Annotated in this window: 18 protein-coding genes; 7 read left to right on the plus strand and 11 right to left on the minus strand. The window is 74.3% G+C overall.

Annotated elements, in window-relative coordinates; genetic code table 11:
• Positions 1–187: 187 nt before the first annotated feature.
• Positions 188–487: a WhiB family transcriptional regulator gene (locus ACFC0B_RS29780; protein ID WP_376092537.1), complete on the plus strand. Its 300-nt coding sequence runs from the start codon at positions 188–190 to the stop codon at positions 485–487.
• Between the two features lie 105 nt (positions 488–592).
• On the opposite strand, the gene ACFC0B_RS29785 is transcribed toward ACFC0B_RS29780, so the two are convergent.
• Positions 593–2,362, minus strand: a complete 1,770-nt coding sequence (locus ACFC0B_RS29785) for an oleate hydratase (RefSeq protein ID WP_376092540.1) — start codon at positions 2,360–2,362, stop codon at positions 593–595.
• Between the two features lie 341 nt (positions 2,363–2,703).
• Here ACFC0B_RS29785 and ACFC0B_RS29790 point away from each other — a divergent pair, with 341 nt between their 5' ends.
• Both ACFC0B_RS29790 and ACFC0B_RS29795 read left to right on the plus strand, forming a co-directional pair.
• The gene (locus tag ACFC0B_RS29790; protein ID WP_376092543.1) at positions 2,704–2,967 is read left to right on the plus strand and encodes a hypothetical protein; all 264 of its coding nucleotides are present in this window, start codon (positions 2,704–2,706) and stop codon (positions 2,965–2,967) included.
• A gap of 173 nt (positions 2,968–3,140) precedes the next feature.
• Positions 3,141–4,502, plus strand: coding sequence for an erythromycin esterase family protein (locus tag ACFC0B_RS29795; protein ID WP_376092546.1), 1,362 nt, complete (start codon positions 3,141–3,143; stop codon positions 4,500–4,502).
• Here the strand turns inward: ACFC0B_RS29795 and ACFC0B_RS29800 are convergent.
• Both ACFC0B_RS29800 and ACFC0B_RS29805 read right to left on the minus strand, forming a co-directional pair.
• On the minus strand, positions 4,451–4,687 hold the full coding sequence (locus ACFC0B_RS29800; RefSeq protein ID WP_376092549.1) for a hypothetical protein: 237 nt from the start codon (positions 4,685–4,687) through the stop codon (positions 4,451–4,453). The two genes, ACFC0B_RS29795 and ACFC0B_RS29800, sit on opposite strands and share 52 nt — an antisense overlap.
• Positions 4,688–4,754: 67 nt before the next feature.
• A complete protein-coding gene (locus tag ACFC0B_RS29805) occupies positions 4,755–5,948 on the minus strand; it encodes an FAD-dependent monooxygenase (RefSeq protein ID WP_376092552.1) in 1,194 nt (397 codons plus the stop codon).
• A 125-nt stretch (positions 5,949–6,073) separates the two neighbouring features.
• Between ACFC0B_RS29805 and ACFC0B_RS29810 the strand changes: the two genes are divergently transcribed.
• Positions 6,074–6,778 (plus strand): TetR/AcrR family transcriptional regulator C-terminal domain-containing protein, encoded by a 705-nt coding sequence (locus ACFC0B_RS29810; protein WP_376092555.1) that lies wholly within the window; start codon positions 6,074–6,076, stop codon positions 6,776–6,778.
• A 60-nt stretch (positions 6,779–6,838) separates the two neighbouring features.
• Positions 6,839–7,441 (plus strand): GNAT family N-acetyltransferase, encoded by a 603-nt coding sequence (locus tag ACFC0B_RS29815; RefSeq protein WP_376092558.1) that lies wholly within the window; start codon positions 6,839–6,841, stop codon positions 7,439–7,441.
• 172 nt (positions 7,442–7,613) lie between these two features.
• Here the strand turns inward: ACFC0B_RS29815 and ACFC0B_RS29820 are convergent, their stop codons facing one another.
• The 8 genes from ACFC0B_RS29820 to ACFC0B_RS29855 all read right to left on the minus strand — a co-directional run bounded on the left by ACFC0B_RS29820 (position 7,614) and on the right by ACFC0B_RS29855 (position 21,540).
• Complete coding sequence (locus ACFC0B_RS29820) at positions 7,614–8,798, minus strand: hypothetical protein (protein WP_376092561.1); 1,185 nt, start codon at positions 8,796–8,798, stop codon at positions 7,614–7,616.
• Entirely contained in the window at positions 8,786–9,757 is a 972-nt protein-coding gene (locus tag ACFC0B_RS29825) for a hypothetical protein (RefSeq protein WP_376092563.1), read from the minus strand. The genes ACFC0B_RS29820 and ACFC0B_RS29825 overlap by 13 nt, the downstream gene beginning before the upstream one ends.
• A 1-nt stretch (position 9,758) precedes the next feature.
• A complete protein-coding gene (locus ACFC0B_RS29830) occupies positions 9,759–11,369 on the minus strand; it encodes a hypothetical protein (RefSeq protein WP_376092566.1) in 1,611 nt (536 codons plus the stop codon).
• A gap of 54 nt (positions 11,370–11,423) precedes the next feature.
• A complete protein-coding gene (locus ACFC0B_RS29835; RefSeq protein ID WP_376092569.1) occupies positions 11,424–14,825 on the minus strand; it encodes a hypothetical protein in 3,402 nt (1,133 codons plus the stop codon).
• Entirely contained in the window at positions 14,822–17,476 is a 2,655-nt protein-coding gene (locus tag ACFC0B_RS29840; protein ID WP_376092572.1) for a dynamin family protein, read from the minus strand. Before ACFC0B_RS29840 ends, ACFC0B_RS29835 begins: the two co-directional genes overlap by 4 nt.
• Positions 17,477–17,578: 102 nt before the next feature.
• Positions 17,579–18,163, minus strand: coding sequence for a hypothetical protein (locus ACFC0B_RS29845; RefSeq protein ID WP_376092575.1), 585 nt, complete (start codon positions 18,161–18,163; stop codon positions 17,579–17,581).
• Positions 18,160–20,304 carry a hypothetical protein gene (locus ACFC0B_RS29850; protein WP_376092578.1) on the minus strand — a complete coding sequence of 715 codons (2,145 nt, stop codon included), beginning with the start codon at positions 20,302–20,304 and terminating at the stop codon, positions 18,160–18,162. The genes ACFC0B_RS29845 and ACFC0B_RS29850 overlap by 4 nt, the downstream gene beginning before the upstream one ends.
• A gap of 243 nt (positions 20,305–20,547) precedes the next feature.
• Positions 20,548–21,540 carry an NAD-dependent protein deacetylase gene (locus ACFC0B_RS29855; RefSeq protein WP_376092581.1) on the minus strand — a complete coding sequence of 331 codons (993 nt, stop codon included), beginning with the start codon at positions 21,538–21,540 and terminating at the stop codon, positions 20,548–20,550.
• 321 nt (positions 21,541–21,861) lie between these two features.
• On the opposite strand from ACFC0B_RS29855, the gene ACFC0B_RS29860 reads away from it, so the two are divergent.
• Together ACFC0B_RS29860 and ACFC0B_RS29865 are read left to right on the plus strand one after the other, a co-directional pair.
• Positions 21,862–22,359 carry a phosphoribosyltransferase gene (locus ACFC0B_RS29860; RefSeq protein ID WP_350542252.1) on the plus strand — a complete coding sequence of 166 codons (498 nt, stop codon included), beginning with the start codon at positions 21,862–21,864 and terminating at the stop codon, positions 22,357–22,359.
• A gap of 143 nt (positions 22,360–22,502) precedes the next feature.
• Positions 22,503–22,811, plus strand: a complete 309-nt coding sequence (locus tag ACFC0B_RS29865; protein ID WP_376092584.1) for a YkvA family protein — start codon at positions 22,503–22,505, stop codon at positions 22,809–22,811.
• Positions 22,812–22,833: the final 22 nt, after the last annotated feature.

Consider the following 22,833-nt stretch of genomic DNA (forward strand, 5'->3'; position numbering starts at 1 on the left):
CCGCGAGGTCTACCGCACCCTGACCAGCACACCAACCACACACATCACTCAAACCGAACTCGCTCCCGCGGCTTGACGCCTATAGGAGCATCCGGGCGAACCGACCGGCCGAGCGGGCATGAACCGCCGGATCGCGGTTAGACGGGCGGGTGACACCGACCACCGTCCCGCGTCAGGAAGGGCCGCCGTGACCGACATCTCCCGCCTCCCCGGAGCCGCCGAGCAGCACTGGAGCTGGCAGCTGGACGGAGCCTGCCGCACCGTCGACAGCAGCGTCTTCTTCCACCCGGTCAACGAGCGCGGCGCCGCCGCGAAGGAGCGCGAGCAGCACGCGAAGTCGGTCTGCGCCCGCTGCCCGGTGCGGGTGCCGTGCCGCCGCTACGCGCTGGCCACCCGGGAGCCCTACGGCGTGTGGGGCGGGCTGACGGAGGAGGAGCGGCGTGCGCTGTTCACCGACCTCTCGGCACCGGGCCACCGGGTCGCGTAGCGCGGCCCGGGGCCGCTGCGGCCGGAACCCGCCGGCCCGCGGCCCGGGCCCGGCGGGTCGCGGACCCGGATCGGTCCGCGGACCAGCCGGGCCCGTGGCGTGCCGCTACCGCCCCTCGTCGATCAGCCCGAACTCCTCCAGCAGCGCGCCGACCTCGGTCGCCTCCACCCGGTGCAGCAGCCGCTTGCGCAGGAACTCCGGTCCGGGCAGGTTCAGTTCGGCCCCGTCGCGCAGCCGGCTGGTCGCGGCGAGCAGCTTGCGTACGTCATAGGTCGAGTTGAACACCTCGGGGACCCCGCGCTCGACGTCCAGCAGCCGGTAGGCCGCCTCCATGCCGGTGCGCACCGAGTACTCGGTGGTGAAGATGCAGTCCCGCCCGGTCTCCGCGAACTGGCCGATGAAGGCGAAGTTCACCGCCCCGTCCGGCACCACCTGCGGCCGGTCGCCGGCCTTGCGGGGCAGGAAGAACGAGGTCACGTAGGGCATCATCACCGGCACGCAGCGGGCGGCCCCGGCGGCCAGCCCGGGGATCTCCGCCTCGGGCACGCCCAGGTGGTACAGCCACTCCTGGGTGATCTCCTCGCCCGTGCACTCCGCCATCGGCTTGCGGACGAAGTCGCCCGGGCGGTCGACGAAGAGCGAGTACAGCCAGACCACGATCTGGTCGGCCGGCTGCTGCTTGAAGTGCGGCTGGCGGTTGACCGTCCAGCTCAGCAGCCAGGAGGAATCACGGGCGGTGACGATGCCGCCGGTGACCACGCCGCCGCTGAACGGGTCGCGCTTGGCGACCTGCTGGATGTACCGGGGGATGCGCGGGTCCAGGGTGGTGACGGTGGCCGACTCCCACTTGCTCTGCGCGATGTTGCCGCAGAACACCTCGGGGCGGCCGAACTCCGGGTCCTTGGCGGCGATCCTCCGCCACAGGTCCCAGGCCGGCGCCGGGCCGTCGTTCAGCCGGGCCGGCGTGTGCTGGTCACCGTTGTCGGAGTTCTCGGTGAGCGAGCCGATGGTGGTGAACACCAGGTCGTCCTCGCCGAGTTCGACGCCGCCGGGCTTGCCGGCCTCGGTCCAGTGGATCCGGGTCGCCCGCTTGCGCCCGGGCGCGAGGTCGAAGTCGATGTCGGTGACCTCGGTCTCGAAGCGGAAGGTCACGCCCTGGTCCATCAGCCAGCGGGTCAGCGGCAGCACCATCGACTCGTACTGGTTGTACTTGGTGAACTTCAGCGCGGAGAGGTCCGGCAGCCCGCCGACGTGGTGCACGAAGCGGTGCAGGTAGAGCTTCATCTCCAGCGCGCCGTGCCACTCCTCGAAGGCGAACATGGTCCGCCAGTACAGCCAGAAGTTGCTGTCCAGGAAGTCGCGGCCGAAGACCTCGTCGATCCGCTTGCCCTCCAGCTCCTCGCGGGTGGCGAGGAAGATCCGCACCAGGTCCTTCTGCGCCCGGTCGTTCAGCGCGAACAGCCCGTCGGTGCGGGCGTCCCGGCCCTGCTGCTCGGTGACCCGCTGGAGCGAGAAGTTCGGGTCGTCCTTGTTCAGCCAGTAGAACTCGTCGAGCACCGAGGCGCCCTCGACCTCCAGCGAGGGCACCGAGCGGAACAGGTCCCACAGGCACTCCATGTGGTCCTCCAGCTCGCGCCCGCCGCGCACCACGAAGCCCTTCTCCGGCTCCTTGATGCCGTCCAGTGCGCCGCCCGGCAGCCGCAGCCGCTCCAGAATGGTGATCCGCTCGCCCGGCACCTGCGCATCGCGTACCAGGAACGCCGCCCCCGCGAGCGACGCCAGCCCCGAACCGACGAACCAGGCGCTCGCCCGGTCGGCCCGCTCGGGCTTGCGCGGCCTGGCGAACGCCTCGTAGTTCCCGCTGCTCCAGTACACGTGCACTCCTTCGATCGGTGGATCGGCCGTCCGCGCGCCGGCACACCTCGCCCACGCTGGCCAACGGCGCCTGCGGCGGCAACGCGGCTGGTCCGAACGGGTGACACCCCGCCGGCCCGCCCCGCTGCGCCGTGATCACCACACTGCCCCCGCGGCGGGCGGCGGCGGATCGGTCCACCGGGACCTGATCGCGGTCCGGAGGTCCCGGTCCGCTTGTGCGCTTGGTCCCGGTTTGCCCGTCGGCGCCCCTGGGCAGGGCCGCCGCTGCCGGGAACCGTCGGACGGCCACGAACAGCCCAGCCCGGGGTGTCCCGGCGGCCCGGGCGACCGATCCTCGTGCCATGGCCTCGATCGTCGTGCTCTACGAGCTGGACCCCGGCCGGCTGCTCGGCCCGGACGGGGTCGAGCCCGCCGTGGCGGCCGTGCACGCCGCCGGATCGGACCCGGACGTCCCGGAGGACCCGCTGCCGCGCACCCTGTGCGGGCGGGACACCGGGGACCTGGAGCACGCGCACTTCCGGCCGGGCCTGGGGGAGCCCTGGTACCCGCCGACGCTGGCCGAGCAGCGGTGCCGGGAGTGCGAGCGCGCGCTGCGCGCGCTCTGACGGACGGGGGGCCGCCGCCGGCCGGGGGGCGGGCCGCCGAATGTCGCCGGGGGTTTCCCCCCGGGGAAGTCGGAGGCCGTCCCCAGGGCGCCGAGGTGGCCGCCGCCGCGAAGATCAACTCATCGAACGCCGAGGTCGACGGTGTTCCATCGAGTTGAGGAGTGGTCGGAACGATGACGGCTGACAAGCGGATCGGGCGGCGCGGACTGCTGCTGGCGGCGGCGATGGCGGCGGCCGTGTTGGCCCCGGCGGCGGCGAGCGCCGCCCCGGCGGACCCGGCGGGGGTGCACACGGCGGACTCCCGGCAGGCCGCCGTCGTACGGGCGCTGGAGAGCGTGGCCCAGCCGCTGCGGACGACGGAGCCCGGCGGCCGCAGCGCCGACCTCCGGGCCTTGGGCGCGATGATCGGCGACGCCAAGGTGGTCGGCCTCGGCGAGGCCACCCACGGCTCGCACGAGTTCTTCGCGATGAAGCACCGGCTCTTCCGCTACCTGGTCGAGGAGAAGGGCTTCACCACCTTCGCCCTGGAGACGAGCTGGACCAGCGGCCTGCAGATCGACGAGTACCTCCAGGGCGGCCCGGGCGACGCGCGGCAGCTCGTCAAGGACGCCCTGGGCGGCAGCCCGTGGGAGCGCGAGGAGTTCGCCGACCTGATCGCCTGGATGCGGTCCTACAACCGGAGCCACCCCCGGAACCCGGTCCACTTCCTGGGCGACGACATCGGCGCCCCGAGGCTCGGCGACGGGATCTTCGAGCGGGTCACCTCCTACGTGCGCGAGGCCCGCCCTGACGCCCTCCCGCGGCTCGACGGGCTCTACGCGGGACTGCGGCCCTTCGACGACGTCATGGCGTACCTCCGCGAGCCGGTCGCCGAGCGCCGGGAGAACGCTGCCAGGGCCCGGCAGGCGCTCGACCTGGTCACCGCGAGCGGGTCGCAGGGCGACGACGCCCACGCCTGGGCCGTGCAGCACGCCCGGAACATCGCCGAGACCTTCGCCTTCGCCGCCCTGGACCTCACCGACCCGGCCTCCGTCTCCGCCTCGGAGCAGCTGCGCGACCGGGCGATGGCGGACAACACCGCCTGGTGGCAGCGCCGCACCGGCGGCAAGGTGCTGCTGTCGGCGCACAACGGGCACACCGGCTACCTGGCCACCGACACCTTCCTGTACCCCGAGCCGCAGGGCTCCCACCTGCGCGACGCCTACGGCCGCGACTACGTCGCCGTCGGCTTCACCTTCGACAGCGGCTCCTTCCTCACCAACGACGAGATCCTGACCGGCGGCTGGAGGGCCGTCACGGTTCCGGCGGCCACGCCGGACATGAACGAGTACACCCTCGACCGGGTCCGCCACCGCGACTACTACGTCGACCTGCGCACCGCGCCCGCGGCGGCCCGCGACTGGCTGGACGTCTCCCGCCCGACGTACGAGGCCGGCTCGGTCTACATCAGCGACCCCATGCCGAAGCTCGCGATCGGCCGGGCCTACGACGTCCTCGTCCACCTGAACCAGGTCACCCAGGCCCGCACGTTCTGACCGGCCGCCCGCCGGGGCACCGCGCCCCGCGGGTCAGGAGGCCTGGCCGGGTCGGGGGCATCGGTGTCGACGGCGGCCGTGTGGCCGACGCCCGGCACCGAGAAGCCGCACAGCCGCCGGACCTCGGCCCGGAACCGGCCGAGGCCGGTGGGCTCGGCGACGGTGCCGGTGGTGGCGGCGACCACCGGTGGATCTCGGAGTTTCCACCGTGCCCGCCCCGGCGGCGGGGATCCCGGGGACGGCTGCGGGCGGTCAGCCCCGAGCGGCGGGGGACAGTTCGGCCGCGTAGTCGGGCAGGTCGACGCTGCTGATCCGCCGGCCGGCCTCCAGCATCCGGTCGAGGATCCAGCGCCGGTTCAACAGCCCGTTGCGCACACGCAGCCCGGTCGCGGTGCCGGGCGCCAGGAACGGTCCGGTCCGGTCGCCGCCCTTCTGGCAGCCCCGCGCGTAACCGCGCAGGGTCCGCTCGTAGCGGGCGAAGGCGGTGCGGTGGTCGCCGCGGGCCCGGGCCAGCTCGCCGGCCAGGACGTACGCCGCCACCACGGCGGTACCCGTGCCCATCCCGCCGATCGTGGCCCCGCAGGCGGCGTCGCCGAGCAGGGCGATCCGGCCGGTGGACCAGGCGGGGACGTCGGCCCGGCTGATCGAGTCGAAGTACAGCTCGGGCGCCTGATCCAGGCTCTCCAGGAGCCGGGGCACCTCCCAGCCGAGGCCCGCGAAGGCGTCCCGGACCAGCGCCTTCTGCTGCGCCGTGTCGTGGCGGTCGTAGCGGAGTTCGGCCGAGGCGAAGACGAAGAAGGCGCCCGCCCGCGTCGCGTCGCGGTGGTCGGCCCCGACCGAGGCGAGCCGGCCGGGCACGTTGAGGCCGACCGAACCGGGCGGCAGGCCGAGGCGGTTGGGCAGCTGCCAGGTGGCCGCGTAGTAGCCGAGGTGGCGGACGTAGCGCTCCTCCGGGCCGAAGGCGAGCCGGCGGACGTTGGAGTGCAGCCCGTCGGCGCCGATCACGAGGTCGAACTCGCGCGGCCGGCCGTGCCGGAACGCCGCCCGGACGCCGGTGGGCGTCTCCTCCAGGGAGGTGATCGAGTCGCCGAAGAGGTACTCGGTGCGCGGGAGGCTGTGCCGGTGCAGCACCTGGGCGAGTTCCCCGCGCGGGACCTCGACGTCCCCGCCCGCGAAGTCGGCCGGCAGGTGGAGGAGCCGGCGGCCGTCCCGGTCGACGAAGGTCATCGGGCTTCCGCCGGTGCCGAGGGCGCGGAGCTCGTCGAGCACGCCCATCCGCTCCAGCACGGTCAGGTGGGTCTCGCCGCGGAAGTCGACCGCCTGGCCGCCGCCGCGCAGCGCGGGGGCCAGTTCGACGACGGTGGTCTCGAAGCCGTACCGCCCCAGCCAGTGGGCCAGCGCGGGGCCGGCGATGCTCGCGCCCGAGATCAGGACCTTGGTGCTCACGGGAACCACTCCATCCGGGGTCGGCTAAAACTGTGTCCACCAGACACTATTCATTGCTGTGTACGGTAGACGCAGTTACGCGGCCCCGCAAGGGGCGGCCGCGCGCACGGGACGGAGAGCGGGAGTTGGGCGAGGAAGCGAACGCGGCGGTGCGGCTGCTCTGGGGGCCGCCCGCCAGCCCGTCCCGGGGGCCGAAGCCCGCACTGAGCCTGGAGCGGATCGCCGCCGCGGGCGTCGAGATCGCGGACGCCGACGGGCTCGGCGCCGTCTCGATGCAGAAGGTGGCCTCGCTGCTCGACTTCACCAAGATGTCCCTGTACCGCTACGTGCCCGGCAAGGCGGAACTGGTCGCGCTCATGGTGGAGGCCGCGGTCGGCGAACCGCCGGCGGCCGTGGACGTACTCGGATGGCGCGAGCAACTGGTGGCCTGGGCCAAGCAGTTGGAGGACTCGTTCACCCGGCACCCGTGGCTGCTCGACGCCACCGTCGGGCCGCGGGTGATCGGCCCCAAGGAACTCGGCTGGCTGGAGGGCGTGGTTGCCGCCCTGGACGGCCACCGGCTGACCGGCGCTGAGCGGATGGACGCGGCGGTGCTGTTGGCCGGGCACGTCCGCGGCATCGCCGAGCAGTCCCGCGCGGCCCGCCCGGGCAGCCCGCCCGAAGCGGAGTTCCTCGCCCTTCTCGGCCCCTTGGTGCACCGGCACGCGGACCGCTTCCCCGCCCTCGCCGCCGCCCTGACCACCCAGGACGGCCGCGACCAGGCGCTGGACTTCGGCTTGGAGCGCATCCTCGACGGCCTGGACGCCCTGATCACCCGCCGCAGCCGGTAGCCCGGAGCGGCCGCCGAAAGCCCGTGGCCCCCGTCCCGGAGGGGCCCGTAGCATCCGCCCATGATCGAAGACGGCGGAAGCGCGGACACGGAACCCGACGACGAGGACGTGAGGGTGGTCAGCTGGCGCAACGGGGAGGTCGGCCTCGCGGTGCTCGACGTCGACGACGCCGAGCTGCTGCAGAGCTGGCGCGCCGACCCGGTGGCGGCCCACGAGGTCGGCTTCTGGCCGCGGGCGCTCTCCGCGCTGCGCGAGCGCGTCGAACGCGACCGGGACAACGAGGACCGCGACGACTACCTCGTCCTGCTCCCGAGCGGCCTCCCGATCGGCCACATCGCGCTGACCGGCCAGGACATGGTCAACGGCACGGCCCGCGTGGAGCTGGTGCTGGCGCCCGAGCACCGCGGCCGGGGGTACGGCACGGCGGCGCTGGACGCCCTCGTGGACCTGGCGTTCGGCGAACTCCCGCTGCACCGCCTCGCGGTGGAGACCCACACCCACAACAGCGCCGCACTGGCCGTGCTCGCGAGGTCCGGCTTCGTACCCGAGGGCGTCAGCCGCTCCGCCTGCCTGCACCGGGGCCGGCGCTACGACCTGGCCGTGCTCTCACTGCTCCGCCCCGAATGGGAGGCCCTGGACCGCCCCCGCGCCTGGGACGCCTGACCAGCGGCCCGGGCCCCCCGGGCCCTCCGGCCCGACGTGGTCGCGGTCGTCTGCGGGTCCTCCCCCTCGCGGTCCGCACCACGCTCCGGTGCGGTGATCACCGTCCTTCCCGGGGGCCCGCCGGACGTCGATGACCGCCGGGGTCATGCCCGGAGCCGGCCACCGGCGGGGCTCAGCCGCGCTCCCAGAGGCAGACCAGGGTGCGGTCGGTGTCCGCGCCGTGGGCCTGGACGCCCAGGTCGTTCAGGAACGCCGTCAGGTCGGGCGCGCCGACCCGCCAGGTCTCGGCGAGGTAGGCGCCGACGTCGGGGCGTCCGAGCAGTTCGGCCGTGGCGCCGGTGCACAGCACCAGCAGGTCGCCCGGTTGGGTGTCCACCGGCTGCCAGCGCAGGTCCAGCCCGTCGGGCAGGGCCCGTTCGGCGGTCCAGGCGGCCCGGCCGCCTAGGGCCAGTTGCTCGCTCCAGACGCCGTCGCGCAGCAGCAGGGCCGTTCCGCTGCCGGTGCCGAACACCAGCTGGCGGCGGGTCTCCGAGTGGCTCTGGCCGAGCGGGGACAGGGCGGCCAGCAGGTCGGCCGACACATCGCCCGGCGCGGCCTGCCGCAGGTGGCCGAGCCGCTCCAGCCCGCCCGTGGTGCCGCGCAGCGCCGAGCGCAGCAACTCGCTGACGGTGTCGGGGGAGTGGGCCTCCCACAGGGCGTACGCCAGCGGCTCGGCGAACGCGCCGACCTGGGTGGCCAGCGAGTTCACCAGCACGTCGGCGGCGCTGTGGGACCAGGCGCCCAGCGGGTTGCCCGCCGCCACCGCCGACAGCAGCGTCTGCCGGGGGAACTCGGGCACGATCCGGGTCAGGAAGGCGTCGCGGCGGTAGCGCTGGTCGAGCCGGTTGCGGCCACCGCGCTGGGACCCGGCCCGGACGTGCAGGTGGCCGAGGTCGACGCCGTCGACGACGGTGTCCGGCGCGACGTCCCGGCCGATCGGGAAGGCGCTCGGCACGGCCACCGGGAACGGGCCGGCGCCGAACCGGGGACCCGACCGGGCGGGCACCTCCACCTCCCTGGTGACCTCGACCGGGACGATGCGCTCCGGACCGGGGACCGGGACCTCGCGGACGACCTCGGGGCCCGGCACCTCCACGTACTGGACGGGCCCGGGTATTTCGCGGACCACCTCGGGGCCCGGCACCTCCACGTACTGGACGGGCCCGGGTATCTCGCGCACCACCTCGGGGCCCGGCACCTGGATGTACTGGGGCGGCCCGGGCACCTGGACGGTCGGCCGGCGGGCCACCAGGAACCAGGTGAGGACGGCGTTGCCGATCAGGGACAGGATCAACAGGATGACGGTCAGAGTGTCCACGGGGCACCTTCCTGGGCGTCACTCAGGGCGTCGGCCACCAGCGGGCCGCACGCGGTGGCGATCAGCTTCTCGTGCAGTTCCCGCGCGTACGCGGGGTCGGACAGCCGGGCCGCCTGCAGGCCCGGCCAGTCGGGTTCGGCGGTCCGGGCGAAGCCCTGCGCGGAGGCCCGCAGCGCCGCTCCGTAGCGGCGGCGGGCCAGCGCGGCGACCGCCGCGGGAGCGGAGGCGGTCCACGGTTCCAGCACCTGCGCCGTGAGGTCGGCCAGCCCGGCGTCGGCGGCCTCCCGTTCGGTGCGCGCCGCGAGGGCGCGGCCGGTGAGCACCGGGACGACCGGGAGCGCGTGCAGCGACTCGCCGAAGACCCGCCGGACCGTCGCCGCCGACCAGACCGCGAGGTGCGGCCGGGCGCTCACCCCGAGCGTGTCCGTGCCCAGCACCACGACGGCGGTCCGGTCCGCGCCGACCGCCGCCACCGCGGCCGGCAGGACCCGCCGCAGCGCGCCGGTCGCGGCCCGCGGACGGGCGGCCTCCCCGGGCGGCGGGTCCGCGGCGGCCCGCTCCAGCGCGGGGTAGTCCACCAGGACCAGCACCGCGTGCGCCTGGCGGACCGGCCGCGCCGCCCCGTCGGCCGGCCGGCCGACCGCGGCCGGACCCACCGGCGCGTCGAGCAGGTCGTGCCGGACGGTGCCGGTCGCGGCCGAGTCCAGCAGCCGGACCAGCAGCTCCCGCCAGCCGGCGGGCGGCGGCGTGGCGTGCAGCAGCGCGATCCGGTGCCGGACCGGCGGTCCGTCGGCGGGGGCCGGGGAGGCGGCCGCGGGACCGGCTGCCGCGAGGTCCTCGGCCAGCGAGCGGCGCATCCCGGCGCGCTCGCCGACGGCGGTGTCGCCGAGCAGCCGGGCCACCTCGGCGTGCCAGGCCGGGCCGCCGGTGGGGACCGTCTCCTCGGGGTGCCCGGTCACGTCAGTGCCCGAGCTGGCGGGCGGTGGTGGGCTGGCGGGTGGAGCAGATGGCCTGGCCCAGCACCGGCCCCTGACCGCCCGGTGGTTCGTACGGGAGCCTGAGCCACCACAGCACCATGTTCGGTACCCGGCCGGGCAGGGTGCGGGTGGTCGCGACCGCGCTGATGTCCTTCGTCTTGAGGCTGTCGAAGGTGGCCAGCGCCTTGCCGTGCTGGGCGCTGATCACGTGGTTGACCCCGTTGCGGAGCTGTCGGCGCCCTTCGTACCACCAACTGCCGCTCGTCGGGATCGGATCGGCGATGATCTGGGCGAGGGCGTGGTCGAGCTCCGTCAGCTTCGCCAGGAAGGCCGTGCCGGCCGCCTGATTCGCGTGCTCACCGAGCCTGCTCAGCTCGGTGAGCCAGGTCAGGACGGCGTTCTCCCAGTTCCTGGCGGTCGGTTCGTCGAGGGCGGTGATGTGCTGGAGTCCGTTCGCGCGGACCAGGCCGCTGTGCGGAACCAGCAGGCTCTCCCGCACGACGGCGATCAGGTCCATGGCATGCTGGACGATCAGGCACAGCGGCCGCAGCTGGTCGGACAGGGCGTGCGGCGGCCGGACCGCGGTGCTGTCCTCCGGGTCGAGGAGACGGACCAACCGGGCCCAGAGCTCGTGCAGGTACTCCGGCGACGAGGTCTCGGACCGCTCCACGAACGGCACCGGGGCCAGGAGGTCGTCGAAGCCGGGCAGCCTGGTCCCGTCCGGAGGGCTGTCCGTCCCGAGGATCTCGGCCAGCTTCCGGTGCAGGTCGTCGCTCTCGCGCACCGGCAGCCGCAGCGCGTCCAGCCGCAGTCCGCGGGCCAGTTCCCGGTGGTCGGTGGAGGACTCGCGGTTCGGGGCGATCTGCGGGTCCGGCGTCAGGAGCTGGGGGCGGAACCCCTCGGCCGGCCGGCCGGTTCCGGACGGCCACCGGGAGTGGATCTCGTTCTTGAGCAGGAACCGGACGGTCCCGAGGTCGGGCTCGTCGGTGTCGGTCGTCCCGCCGGCGGTCGGCGAGTCGGCCGGGGACTCCTCGGTGTCGATGGGGCCCTCGTCCTCGGGGGCGCTGTCGTCGTCGCCGTCCTTGTCGGCGTCCGCGGCGTCCGGGTCCGTGGCGTTCGCCTCCGCGGCGTCCGGCCGGTCCTCGGCCGGGGACGGGTCCTCCGTGGCCGCGGCGTCCGGGGACGGTGTCCCGCCGGGGGCCGGCGGGACGCCGTCGTCGCCGTCCGCAGAGGCTGTGACCCCACCGCCGGACCCGGCGCCCGTCCGGGGCGGCGCCTGCACCTTCGCCTGCTCCCCGTCCTCGTCCGCGGCGTCCGTCGCCGCCGGCCGGGCGCGGCAGACGATCTGGACGAGCTCCTCCAGGTGCCGGTGCGCCAGGAACAGTGCCTCGTCCCGGACCTGCTCCTCCCACACGCCGCGGAGCGTGCCCGCGACCCCGGCGAGCCGCCGGTGCAGCTGTTCGTCGACCGGAGCCGCCAGCGCCAGCAGCGCGTCGGCGAAGGCCACCGCCACCCGGTGCGCCTCGGCGGCGCGGCCGTCGGTGGCGGCGCCGCCGTGAACGGAGTCCACGGAGTGAACGACGTCCCTGTCCATGCTGATCCCTTTCCCTCGTGGTCCTTCGGGCAGTACGCGTGGTCCGACGGCGGGTCAGTGCCGGCCGCTGAAGGGGTTCCAGTCGGGGTAGAGGCTGTCGAGGTCCTGCGTCATGAGCGCGGAGTAGACCGTGCCGGGGTGCGCCTGCACCGTCCGCAGGTCCTTCGCCTCCAGGAACGGCGGCACGGTGGCGTGCACCCGCAGCCGGCCGAGGCTGTCCAGGCTGAGGTAGCGGGAGGTGCGGCGGGGGCCGACCGGGGCCTTCAGCCGGCCGAGCGGCCGCTCCGTTCCGTCCTCGGCGACGTAGGCGAAGGCGTACTCCTTGGCCGCGGGGACCGGCGCGAACGGGACCAGCAGGCCGGGGACCGGTTCGTCCGGGCCGGCCAGGTCCTGGCTGTGGTGGAAGGTGTCCGGCAGCCGCTCGGTCAGCTTCGCCGCCTCCGCCCAGTGCGGCAGGACCTCCACCGGCTCGGTGACCGCGCCGTCCCGGTTGATGCCGGCCATGGTGACGCGGCCGGCCAGCCCGGTCAGGTGGCCGTCCTCGCCGAGCCGGGCGCAGCCGAGCTCGGCCAGATCGAGGTAGGGGCCGTCGACGACGTGGTGCGCGTGCTCGCCCTGCCGGAAGTGGATCCGCGGCTCCAGCCGTTCGTCGATCTCCATCATCATCCGCACCACGGGTTCGACGCCCTCGGACAGCCGGCCCGCCCACAGCTCCTCGTCCAGGGTGACGCCCTGGTCGAGGGCCTTGCGGCGGACGTTGTAGGTGCCCCAGCTCATGCTGATCTCACCGTTGAGCGGCCGGTGCAGGTCGATCGACAGGTCCGGCCGGATCCACGGCGAGCGCACCGCCAGCCGTCCGCCGGGCACCGCGTCGTACGGGGTGCCGACGGCGAACACCAGGGCGCGTTCGACGTTGTTGTCGATGAGGCTGAAGTCGCAGGGCAGGGTCGCCGACAGGTCGCCGACCTCGATGTCCACCGTGCTGGTGCGCAGGTTGTCGGCGTCGTCGTCGGCCCGGAGCCCGGAGCGGGTGCGGGCGAGGCTTCGGGCGTGCGCCCAGGCCGCGCCGATCGAGGTGGCCTGCTTGGCGAACGGCGCCTCGACGTCGATGGCGGCCGGGTTGTGGAACACCGGCCGGCCGTTGGCGAGGGTGCGCGGCGCGATCTCCTCGGCGACCGAGTCGAGCACGATCTGCATCGAGGTGCTGCGCCCGCACAGGATGATCCGGTCGAGGGTCAGCGACGGGTCCTGCCCGAACCGGCTCTGCACCAGTTCCACCGCGATCGCCGCGGCCTCCCGGAAGACCGGGACGGCGAGGCGGGTGAAGTCCTCCCGGCGGATGTCGAACAGGTGCTCGGTCTCCCGGCGGTCCAGCAGGGCGCGCAGCCCGGCGGCCCGCTCCTGGTCGGTGAGGTCGTTGAGCCAGCCGATCACCTGGGTGCGGGTCACCGTCCACACCGGCTCCGCGCCGTCGGACGGCGCGGAGCCGAGCAGGATCTTGGCCCGCTCGGCGTCCGCCCACACCTTGCGGAACAGCGGGTTCTCCAGGTTGGCGCCGGGCTCCCAGCCGGTCGGCAGGACCGCCGCCAGCACCGCCGCGACCCCCTCCGGGGCGAGGGTCTTGGGCAGGACCCGGCCGGAGAGGTGGCCCAGCACCTCGGCGGCCAGCTTGCGCGGCGGCTCCGTCGCGGTGGCGGCCAGTTCGTCGGGGAGCAGGCCGAGCAGCTCCGCCCCGAGGCCGGGCGAGTCCGTGCTCCAGCCGCCGCCGGCCGCCGCGCTCTGCTCCTCGTGGGCCAGTTCCAGGACGTAGTCCGCGAACGCGGCCTTGAGCAGGTAGTAGACCCGCAGGGTGAGGTAGTCGCCGCCGAGGTCGGGGTGGCCGGAGGAGCCGAGCACCTCGGGCCGCAGCTCGTAGCGGCGGCCGCGGACCCGGGACTGCTCCTTGGTCATCGGCTGGCTGTAGTCGGTCAGGGTGAGCCCGAGCAGGGCGATGTCGGTGGTGCCGCCGCCGATGTCGACGACCAGCATGGTCTGGCGCCAGGTGTCGTGCTCCTGGTCGGGGAGCTTGTGGGACGCGGCGCGCAGCGCCTCGACCCCGGACCCGGGGCTTCCGGCGAAGTCCCGCATGACGAAGAACAGCCCGGCGGCCACGCCCTCGTCGTACCGCAGCACGACCTGCTGCAGGCCGCACTTCTCCAGCAGCAGGTGGTTCAGCCGGTTCTGCGCGTCGGGCGGGGTGGTCGTCGGGTGGGTGACCACGAGTTCGGTGAGGTGGCGCAGTTCACCGGTCTGCGGGTGGCGGATGTTCTCCTGGGTGCTCTCGATCAGCCGGACGAACGCCAGCGCGATCAGGTCGTCGGAGCTGTGCTCCACGTTCGCGCCGAGGCCCGGCACCGGGATCGGGCCCGGTCGGCGCAGCCGGCGCTTGAGCCCGCGCACCGGGGAGCTGGACTCGTCCATGCCCAGGGCGAGCCGCCCGTCGGTGACCGTGAGCACGCTCGGCACCTCGTACGTGGTGGACGCGCCGCTGAGGAAGTCCACCCGGCGCAGGCCCAGCCGGGTCAGCGGGGGGACGCGGAAGGCCCGGTCGTAGGCCGCGTGCAGCCGCGGGACCAGCCACTCGCTGAGCCCGGCGGTGCGGGCGAGCTTCTCCAGCTCGTGGGCGGTGCCCTCGACCAGCGCCGCCGCGGGGCCGTCGCCGAGGGTGAGCAGCTCGGCCAGCCGACGCGGCGTGCGTTCGTCCGCCGGCTGGCCGGCCAGCACCCGGGTGGCCAGCAGCTCGGCCGCCGCCGCCCAGGACGGCGGTGCCGCGGGCTCGGCACCGGGCGCCCGGTGGACGATCTCGGCGAGCGAGGCGCCGAGGGAGCGGCCCTGCTCGGGGTCGATCCGCCAGATGACGTTCTCCTCGCCGTTGTAGATGGTGGCGGTCGAACCGGTGTTGCCGAAGTCCACCGCGGCGAAGTTGTTGAAGACCGGTTCGGGGCCGACGTGCCGGGGGATGCCGTCCAGCAGCGGAGCGGCCTGCTGCGGGCCGGCCTCGGAGCCGAAGGTCAGCTCCACCGAGCCGAAGTCCTCGGACTGGACGCCCTTCTCGCTGCGGTAGATCAGCTGCCAGGTGACGCTGACCCGCACGTCCCCGGCCGGCGTCTCCGGGCCGCGCACCACCTCCGCGGGCACCGGCAGCCCGGGGATCACCACCAGCCGGCCGTAGACCGGCAGGTGGTCCGGGAAGGGCAGCGCGGTCCAGTTGTTCTGCAGCCACTGCCGCAGCGGCGCCGAGCCGTCCGCCGTCTCGATGATCCGCAGCTCCTGCGGGTAGCCGAGGAGGTTGTCGTAGGACTCCAGGACCACCTGCGGCAGGACGTGGCCGCCGTCCTCGCGCTCGGCGCTGGTGAACGCCTGGTCGGCGCCGGTGAGACCGGGGACGGCCTCGAAAACGATCTGAAGAGTGCTCACTTCTCCTGCTCCCAACGACGCAGTACGGCCCGCAGCGAGCCGTTCTCCTCGGACTGGCCGGCCGCCTCGCCGCCGTCGCCCGCCTCGCCGCCGTCCGCCGCACCGGCGGCACCGGCGGCACCGGCGCTGATCATCTCGGCGACCTGGAGCGAGTCCGGCACCGCGCGCGCGTTCTGCTGAACCAGCTGGATCAGGCCGGTGAGGGCGGCCGACAGCATGTCGGTGAACGCGGCCGCGGCCTGCTCGTACACCGCCGCGACCAGCCGGCTGCGGAACAGCGCGACCACGTACTGGCTGCTCTCGGCCTCCCGCCGCTTGGGCGAGGGGTCGTCCGGGTAGTCGTGGCTCCACGGCAGCACGTGGTCCGGCAGCTGCGGGAACCCGGTGATGTCGGTGGGCACCAGCGCCGCGGCCGACGCGGTGGCGGCGGCCGTCGCGGTCGGCGGGAAGTACGCGGTCGTGGTGAGCACCCGCAGCTGGCTGACCCGGAAGGACGGGGGCACCCGCGACTCCGGGAGGTGGGCGAAGAGGGCCTCCAGCCGGACGCCGGTCTCCTCGTCGGCGAGCCACGCGTGCACCTCGCCGAACACCTCCTCCTGCTCGTCCGCCCACGACTCGGCCCACGCGGTCAGCTGCTTCAGCGCGTCCTCGCGCAGCGCGGTCACGGTCCGCACGTAGTGCCGGTGGAAGGCCGCCGTGGTGTCGGCGTCCCGCTCCTGCGACTGCCCGGCCAGGTTCTTCAGGAACTCGTCCTGCAGGTGCGGCGGGAGCACCCGGACGTAGTCGGGGACCTCCGTGCTCGACACCGGGGCCTTGGTCACCACGCCGTCCTCGACGGCGGCGAACAGCTCGCCCCAGAGCGGCCAGGAGAACACCGCGGTGACCGCCTGCCGCTCCAGCCGGGCCAGCACCGAACCACCGCTGCCCTGGCGCGCCTTCGCGGGGTTGCGCAGCTCGTTCAGCGCCGTCATCAGCCGGCCCGCGTCGGCTCCCAGCCGCTCGAACCGCTCGATCAGCTCGGCGTGCTCCGGACTGCCCTCGGCGACCGTGTGCGCCCTGGTCCGCGCGTCCACGGTGCGCCACGCCCGGTGGGTGCGCCGGAACTGCTCGCCGACGGTACGGCGCTTGAGCCGTACGCCGTGTGCCTCGATGTGCTCGGCGATCATCGCCCGCAGGGCGGTCAGCCCGCCGTCGCGCGCGTACTCGCCGAGCTGGCGCACCCAGTGGTGGCCCGGGTCGGCGAGCGCGATCCGGTTGGCCAGCTCGCCCCACTCCTTGCGCCGCTTGGCCATCGCCTTGACCTCGTCCGGGGTCATGGCGGAGAGGTCCGCGAGCGTGCAGTCGAGACCGGAGCCCTCGGTCGCGACCGCGGCGAGCACCGACACCGGCAGCGCCCGCTCGATCCGGTCGAACAGCAGCTTCGTGGCCTCGACCCGGAGCATGTGCAGCGCCTCGGAGGCGTCCGTCGCCGCGGCACCGAGCGCCACCGTCTCGTCGGGCAGCTCCGGGGCGCTGTTGGCGTCCCACTTGTTGAAGGCCATCAGGATGCTGTCGGCGAGCGTGTCCCGCTGGTGGCCCTGCGACTCCATCTTCCCGTAGAACGTGCCGACCAGCCGGGAGCCCATCAGGTCGCCGCGGGGGACCACGAGGATGGTCTCGACGTTCTTCAGCTGGGACAGGCACAGGTAGTCGTCGCGGCGCCCGGCCGCTCCGAGGCCGGGGAAGTCCAGCAGCAGCGCGCTGCCGTCCTGGGAGTCGACCGCCTCCCAGGTGCCGGGCCGGACGTCGACGTCCACGTCGATCCGCCGGATCAGCGGCGACAGCACGGCCCGGTACTCGTCGCCGAGCGCCGCCCCGGTGCGGGAGGCCTGCTCCAGGGCGGCCTCCAGGCTCTGCCGGTCGAGCCTCTTGCGCAGCGGCGACCGGGCCGGGTACGGCGCGCCGGGCTCGTCCGCCTTGCCCATGTCCGCCAGCGCCCGGGCGAGGGCGGTGGACATCCCCACCGTGCTGCCGAACAGGTCCGGGTCGACGGTCAGCAGCGCCTCGCTGAGCCGGTGCATCTCGCGGACGCTCTCGCGCAGGGTCTCGTTGTCCTGCGGGTGCGACCAGAGCGCGTCGCGCGCCCAGGTGTCGAAGCGCTGCCAGGTCCGCGGATCGCGCCACATCGGGGTGGCGTCGGTCGCGGGGGTGGCGATGGCCGCCAGGAACTCCTGGAGCGGCTGGCGGTCCAGGCCCTCCTTCTCCCGCTTGAAGTCGGCCGAGAGCTCGTTCGCCATGTAGGTGAGGCAGCCCAGGACGTCGGCCGGGCTGAGGAGTTCGGCCACCGCCCGGTCGCCGAGCGCGGTCGGCCGGTCCGGCGGGCCGCCGCGCAGCCGCAGGGCGGTCACCTGCGCGGTGGTCGCGCGGTTCGCGGTCGGCAGCAGGTCGGGCTTGCCGAGCAGGGCGCCGATCAGGCTGGACTTGCCGGCGGTGAACTCACCGACCACGCCGATCGCCACCGGGGTGGTCGCGACCCTGATCAGCTCCTCCGTGTGGTGCAGGGCGTCGCGGAAGTCGTCGGCGGCCTCCTCCGGTACGTTCAGCGGATCCGGTGCGACCTCTTTGACCTCCTGGGCGAACCGCAGTGCCTGTACCGGGTCGTCCCATTTCACGGGCGTGCTCCTTCACGGGTGGTGCCGGGTGCGTGGGCTTCGGTGGGTGCGGACGTGGGCGGGTGCGGACATGGGCGGGTGCGGACGTGGGCGGGGCGGGAGTCACGAGTTGTAGAGGAACAGCTCCATCCGCAGGGTGCCGGAGGCGGGGCCGAGGTCGAGGTAGCCCCGGTAGAACCCGGCATCGGCCGGCAGTTGGCGGTGCCCGCCCTGCTGGATGGCCTCCGCCGCGGCCTTCGCGAAGGCGCTGCTGGCGTTGGAGGTGGGGGCGCAGCCGCCGCAGCCCCCGTCCGTGCCCCAGACGAAGACCAGGGCACCGCGCTTCTGCTGCCCGTTCAGCGCGGTGTCGACGGCCTCGTTGACCCGGCGGGCGGCGGCGGCCTTGCGGGCCGGATTGCCGTTCACCAGGTCGTCGGCCACCGACTGGTCGACGAGCAGGGGCAGGTCGAGGCTCTGCGGGATCATGCCGACCGGCGCCGGCGGGGTGGGGGCCGGGGTCGGGGTGGGTACCGGCGTGGACCGGGTCGGCGACGGGGTGAGGGTGGGGGTCGCGGTGGCGGTCGGTGTCGGGTCCGCGATGACGTCGGGTGTCCGGTTGGTCTGACCGCCGAGCACCACCAGGACCAGGATCAGCAGCAGGTCGGCGAAGAGCCAGCCCGCCAGGTGCGTGACGCCCGTACCCCTCACGACGGGCTCCCCGGCTCCGCGGAACGCGGTCCGGCCGGGGGCACGTCGCGCGGGGGCCGGTCGTGAGGTGAGGCGGTCGGCGGCGCAGTGTCCTGTGGCGGGGTGTCCTGCGGTGCGGCGTCGTGGGGCGGGGTGTCCTGTGGCGGGGTGTCCTGCGGTGTGGCGTCGTGGGGCGGGGTGTCCTGTGGCGGGGTGTCCTGCGGGGGCGGTACGACCCGGGGGTCCCGGTCCCGCGGGGGGACGGCCCGCGAGGGCACGCCGTACGGGGGCTGGGCGTCCGACTTGCCCAGGTGGACGGCCTCCGGACCGGCGCCGCCGCCCCTGCCGGCACCGCTGCCGTCACCGCTGCCCAGGCGGACGACCGTGCGGTCCAGGCCGCCGACGCTCGCGTCGAGGGCGTCCACGCTGCCGTGCAGCGTGCCGACCGTGGCCTCGAGGCGCTCGGCGGTGCCGTCCAGGGTGACGACCGCCGAGCCCAGGTTCTCCACCCCGGAGTCGAACACGCCGACGGTCGAGCCGAGGGCGCCCGCGGTGCCGTCGAGCACCGTCACGGTGCCCTCCAGCGAACCCACCGTGCCGCCCAGGGTGCCCACCGCGCCGCCGAGTTCGCCGACGCTGCCGTCCAGCGCGCCGACCGTCCCGCCGAGCGTGCCCACCGTCCCGCCGAGCGTCCCGACGGTTCCGTCAAGGCTGCCGACCGTCCCGCCGAGCGTGTCGACCGCCGTGTCCAGGGTGCCCACGGCGCGGGTGAAGTCGGTGAGCGCGGCCTCCACGGCGCCGCCGGCCTGCTGGAACTGCCGGCTGAGCTCGACCGCCGCGGTGGCGATGGCGAGGTGGTAGGTACGGGCGATGTGGTCGGCGCCGGTGCCGAGGGTGTGCTCCAGCCAGCCGGTGAGCCCCTCGCCGGCCAGACCCAGCCGGTCGCCCGAGTGGTCGAGGGCCGCCGAGACGGTCCGCAGCTCGTCCAGCAGGACGGCGAGCGAGGCGTCGGCCCGCTCCGAGGCGTCGCCGACCAGCCGTTCGCCCTGCGCGGCGGCCCGGGTGACCAGCTTCTCGACGCTCTCGCCGACCTCGGCCATCCGCAGGCTCGCGGTGTCCGACAGCACCGTGACCGTCCGCGCCATCTCCTCGGACAGCTCCCGCACCGTCCGGACCGCCTGGTCGCCGAGCGCGCCGACGGTACGGGCCGAGGCGCCGGTGGCCTCGCGGATCTCCTGCACGCTCTCGGCGGCGGCCTGCGACAGGTCCGCCCGGGTGCGGGCGATCTCCTCCCGGACCAGCTGCGCCATGGCGTCGGCGGCGGCCGTGCTCCGCTCGGTCGCGGTGACCAGCCGGTCGCCGCTGTCGGTGAGCCGGCCGGCGGTGCCGTCGAGCACCGCGGACGCCTCGCCCAGCTGCTTGGTGCTGCGCCTGGCGGTGCGCAGCAGTTCGACGGTGCTGTCGGCGAGCGAGCTGGTGGCGGCGTGGGTGTCGGCGGCCCGGTCGAGCAGCGGGGTCAGCTGCGCGGCGGCCCGGCTCAGTTCCGCGACGAACCTGGACGGCGCCTCCAACCTGGCCGCCGCCAGCAGCAGCTGGGCCTCCGTCAGCAGCGGCGGGAGCTGGGCGACGGCGGCGCCGAGCGAGGCCTTCCCGGCCTGGTCGCCGCGCCGCCGGACGAGTTCGGCGGCCAGCGTGGTGCCGAGCAGCAGGAGCAGCGCGGCGATCGTCCACCACACCATGGCGCCGAAGGTGAACAGCCCGCTGAGGTGGCCGCCGAAGCCGTCCTGCCACAGGTCGAGGAAGGTCCGGCCGTCGGCGAGCTCCCGTCCCGCCTGGGTCGAGCGCAACTCCTCGTACGCGCCGGTCGCCCGGCTGAGCCCGAACCAGGTGATGCCGAGCGGCACGAACACCAGCAGCGGCGGCGCGTGGGTGACCGCTTCCCGCAACCGGGAAGCCCGGTCCGCCGGCGCGTCCGGGGCGCGGTACAGCTCGGGGCGGCCGAACAGCGCCATCAGGTCCAGCTGCGCCCAGGTGTCGACGTCGCCGGCGAGCGCGTCCTGCGCGTTCGCCGCGGCCGTCTTCCGATCGGCCGGGGCGTGGCCGGCCCGTTCGTCCACCGCCAGGGCCAGGCCCCGCAGACCCCGGCGCTGTGCGGCGAGCACGGGCAGATCGGCGACGGTTCTCAGCCGCGCGCCGAGCGTGCCCCCTGAAACAGAATTCTGGCCCAAAACCGCCCCCCAGGCAGCAGGGCGCGACCGCTTGGTGCGGTGTCGACCCCGGAAGTCCAAGTGTGCACAGTTCCTTCGTCGGCCGTGACCGATTCCGGTAAAGCCGGGGGCGTCAATTTCCGCGTGTACGACCGTTGTTGCGCTGCTCGTAGGGCTGCGGACACCTTGCTGCCGTTGTCATGTCCGGCCGGGCGGAAGGACGCCCGGGAGGCCGCCCGCCCGGGCGCCTCCGCGGTCGGCGGACGGTTCCCCGATCGCGGTGGGGAAACGGTCCGGCGGGGGCGCGGAAGTAGAAGTTGAGCCACTCGCGGCACCGAGCCGCCGGGCCGCCTCGGTCATGGCCGGCCCCAGCGGCAGGTCGAGGCGGAGCGCGGCGAGGTCGTCGCCGCGGGTGGGTCCCTGGTTGACGATGGCGACGGGCAGCCGCGCTCGGGCGGCGCGGCGTACGAAGCGCAGGCCCGACAGGACCGTGAGCGAGGAACCGAGGACCACCAGCGAGCTTGCGGCGTCGACCAGTTCGTAGCAGTCCGCGACCCTGGCGGGGGGCACGTTCTCGCCGAAGAACACCACGTCCGGCTTGAGCACGCCGCCGCAGTCCGCGCAGGGCGCGACGCGGAAGCCGTCCACCAGCTCCTGCGCCAGTTGCGCGTCACCGTCGGGGCGCAGCACGGCGCCGGGGCGGCGGAAGCCCCGGTTCAACTCGTCCAGGCGCATGTCCAGTGCGGCCCGGGAGCTGGTGCGCCGGCAGTCGAGGCAGACCACCCGGTCGAGCCCGCCGTGCAGTTCCACGGCCTCCCGGGTGCCGGCGGCGTGGTGCAGCCCGTCGACGTTCTGGGTGATCACCGCCCCGACGTGCCCCGAGCGGCGCAGGAGTTCCACCGCCCGGTGGCCGTCGTTCGGCCTGGCCCGGGCGAAGAGCGGCCAGCCGGTGTGGCTGCGGGCCCAGTAGCGGCGGCGGGCGGCCTCGCTGCCGGTGAACTCCTGGTAGGTCATCGGCGTCCCCGAGCGGCGCCGGCCGGTGGCACCGCGGTAGTCGGGGATGCCGGACTCGGTGGACAGCCCCGCCCCGCTGAGCACCACCGCACCGCGCCGGTCCAGCAGCCTCACCAGCTCCGCGAGGTCCGTGGAGCTCGTGGGGCGCTCCGGGGCGGCGGCTTCCGACGCGTTCATACCGCCGAGGGTAACGCCGCGGCCCGGCCCCTGTGCAGGGGCTGTGCGATCACGCGGCGGCCGAGGGTGAGCGGAGAACCGTGTGCTCCGGGAGCGAGGCCCCCGCGGCGAAAGAATCTTCGGCTCCGGACGGTGGGGCACCCTCATCTGAGCCGGCTTTCGCCGAAGAATCTCCTGTCCTGATGGTGGCGCCAGCCGTTCCTGGCCGGCTTGGCCGGGGTGGGGGAGCGTACCCGCGGACGCCCGGGACGCGGCCCGCCGTCCTGGTGTCCTCAGGGGCCGGTGTTCGTCGTCGGGTCGACGAGGGGGGAGAATGTGCGGGTGAGCGATGTACGTGAGGTCCTGGATTATTCGACGTTCGGTCGGGCGGTGCGCGAGCTGGCGCAGGCGGTGGCGGATGACGGGTTCGAGCCCGATCTCATCCTGAGCATCGCCCGTGGCGGTGTGTTCGTGGCAGGGGGTCTGGCCTATGCGCTGGACTGCAAGAACATTCATCTCGTGAATGTCGAGTTCTACACGGGGGTGGGGACGACCCTCGACATGCCCGTGATGCTGGCCCCCGTTCCCGAGGCGATCGATTTCACCGACAAGAAGGTCCTGATCGCCGACGATGTCGCCGACACGGGAAAGACGCTGAAGCTGGTGCGCGACTTCTGCCTCGGCCACGTCGCCGAAGTGCGCTCGGCCGTCATCTACGAGAAGTCGCACAGCCTCGTGCAGTGCGAGTACGTGTGGAAGCGGACCGACGACTGGATCAATTTCCCGTGGTCGACGGAGGCGCCGGTGGTCCGGCGCGCGGGCGGCGTCCTCGACGCCTGACCGGGGCCGAATCCGGAGAGTGCGTCCGGCCGGACCGAGCGCGTCCGGCCGGATCCACCCGGAAGATCACCCGCCCGTGCCGGTTCGGCAGGGCCTCCCGTACCCTGGGCAGGACCGTGCGGAGGCGAGCGGGAGGTGGACCGGTGGACGGTGGCGGCGTTCTGTGGTGGGTCCTCGGCGCTCTGGTGGCCGTGTCCCTGGCGATCGCGGTGGTCCTGGTCGTGAAGCTGGTCCGCGTGCGGAAGCTTCTGGTGTCGACCGGTGTCCCGATGTCGGCCAAGGTCCTGTTCTGGGCCTCCATCGCCTACCTGATCAGCCCCGTCGACCTGCTCCCGGACCCTGTCCTGCTGGACGACATCGGGCTGCTCCTGGTGGCCCTGCGCGCCCTGCACAAGGCGGTCGGGCAGGCAACGCGCGGACCGGGCGACGCCGACCGGTACGGGCCGGCCTGACCGTTCACGGGGATCGGGCACG

The sequence above is a fragment of the Kitasatospora sp. NPDC056184 genome (genome assembly GCF_042268405.1).
Taxonomy (GTDB): Bacteria; Actinomycetota; Actinomycetes; order Streptomycetales; family Streptomycetaceae; genus Kitasatospora.

Coding starts and splice junctions, on each gene's coding strand:
- ACFC0B_RS29790 (WP_376092543.1), top strand. CDS start 2,704: ATGGCCTCGATCGTCGTGCTCTACGAGCTGGACCCCGGCCGGCTGCTC.
- ACFC0B_RS29795 (WP_376092546.1), top strand. CDS start 3,141: ATGACGGCTGACAAGCGGATCGGGCGGCGCGGACTGCTGCTGGCGGCG.
- ACFC0B_RS29815 (WP_376092558.1), top strand. CDS start 6,839: ATGATCGAAGACGGCGGAAGCGCGGACACGGAACCCGACGACGAGGAC.
- ACFC0B_RS29830 (WP_376092566.1), bottom strand. CDS start 11,369: ATGGACAGGGACGTCGTTCACTCCGTGGACTCCGTTCACGGCGGCGCC.
- ACFC0B_RS29855 (WP_376092581.1), bottom strand. CDS start 21,540: ATGAACGCGTCGGAAGCCGCCGCCCCGGAGCGCCCCACGAGCTCCACG.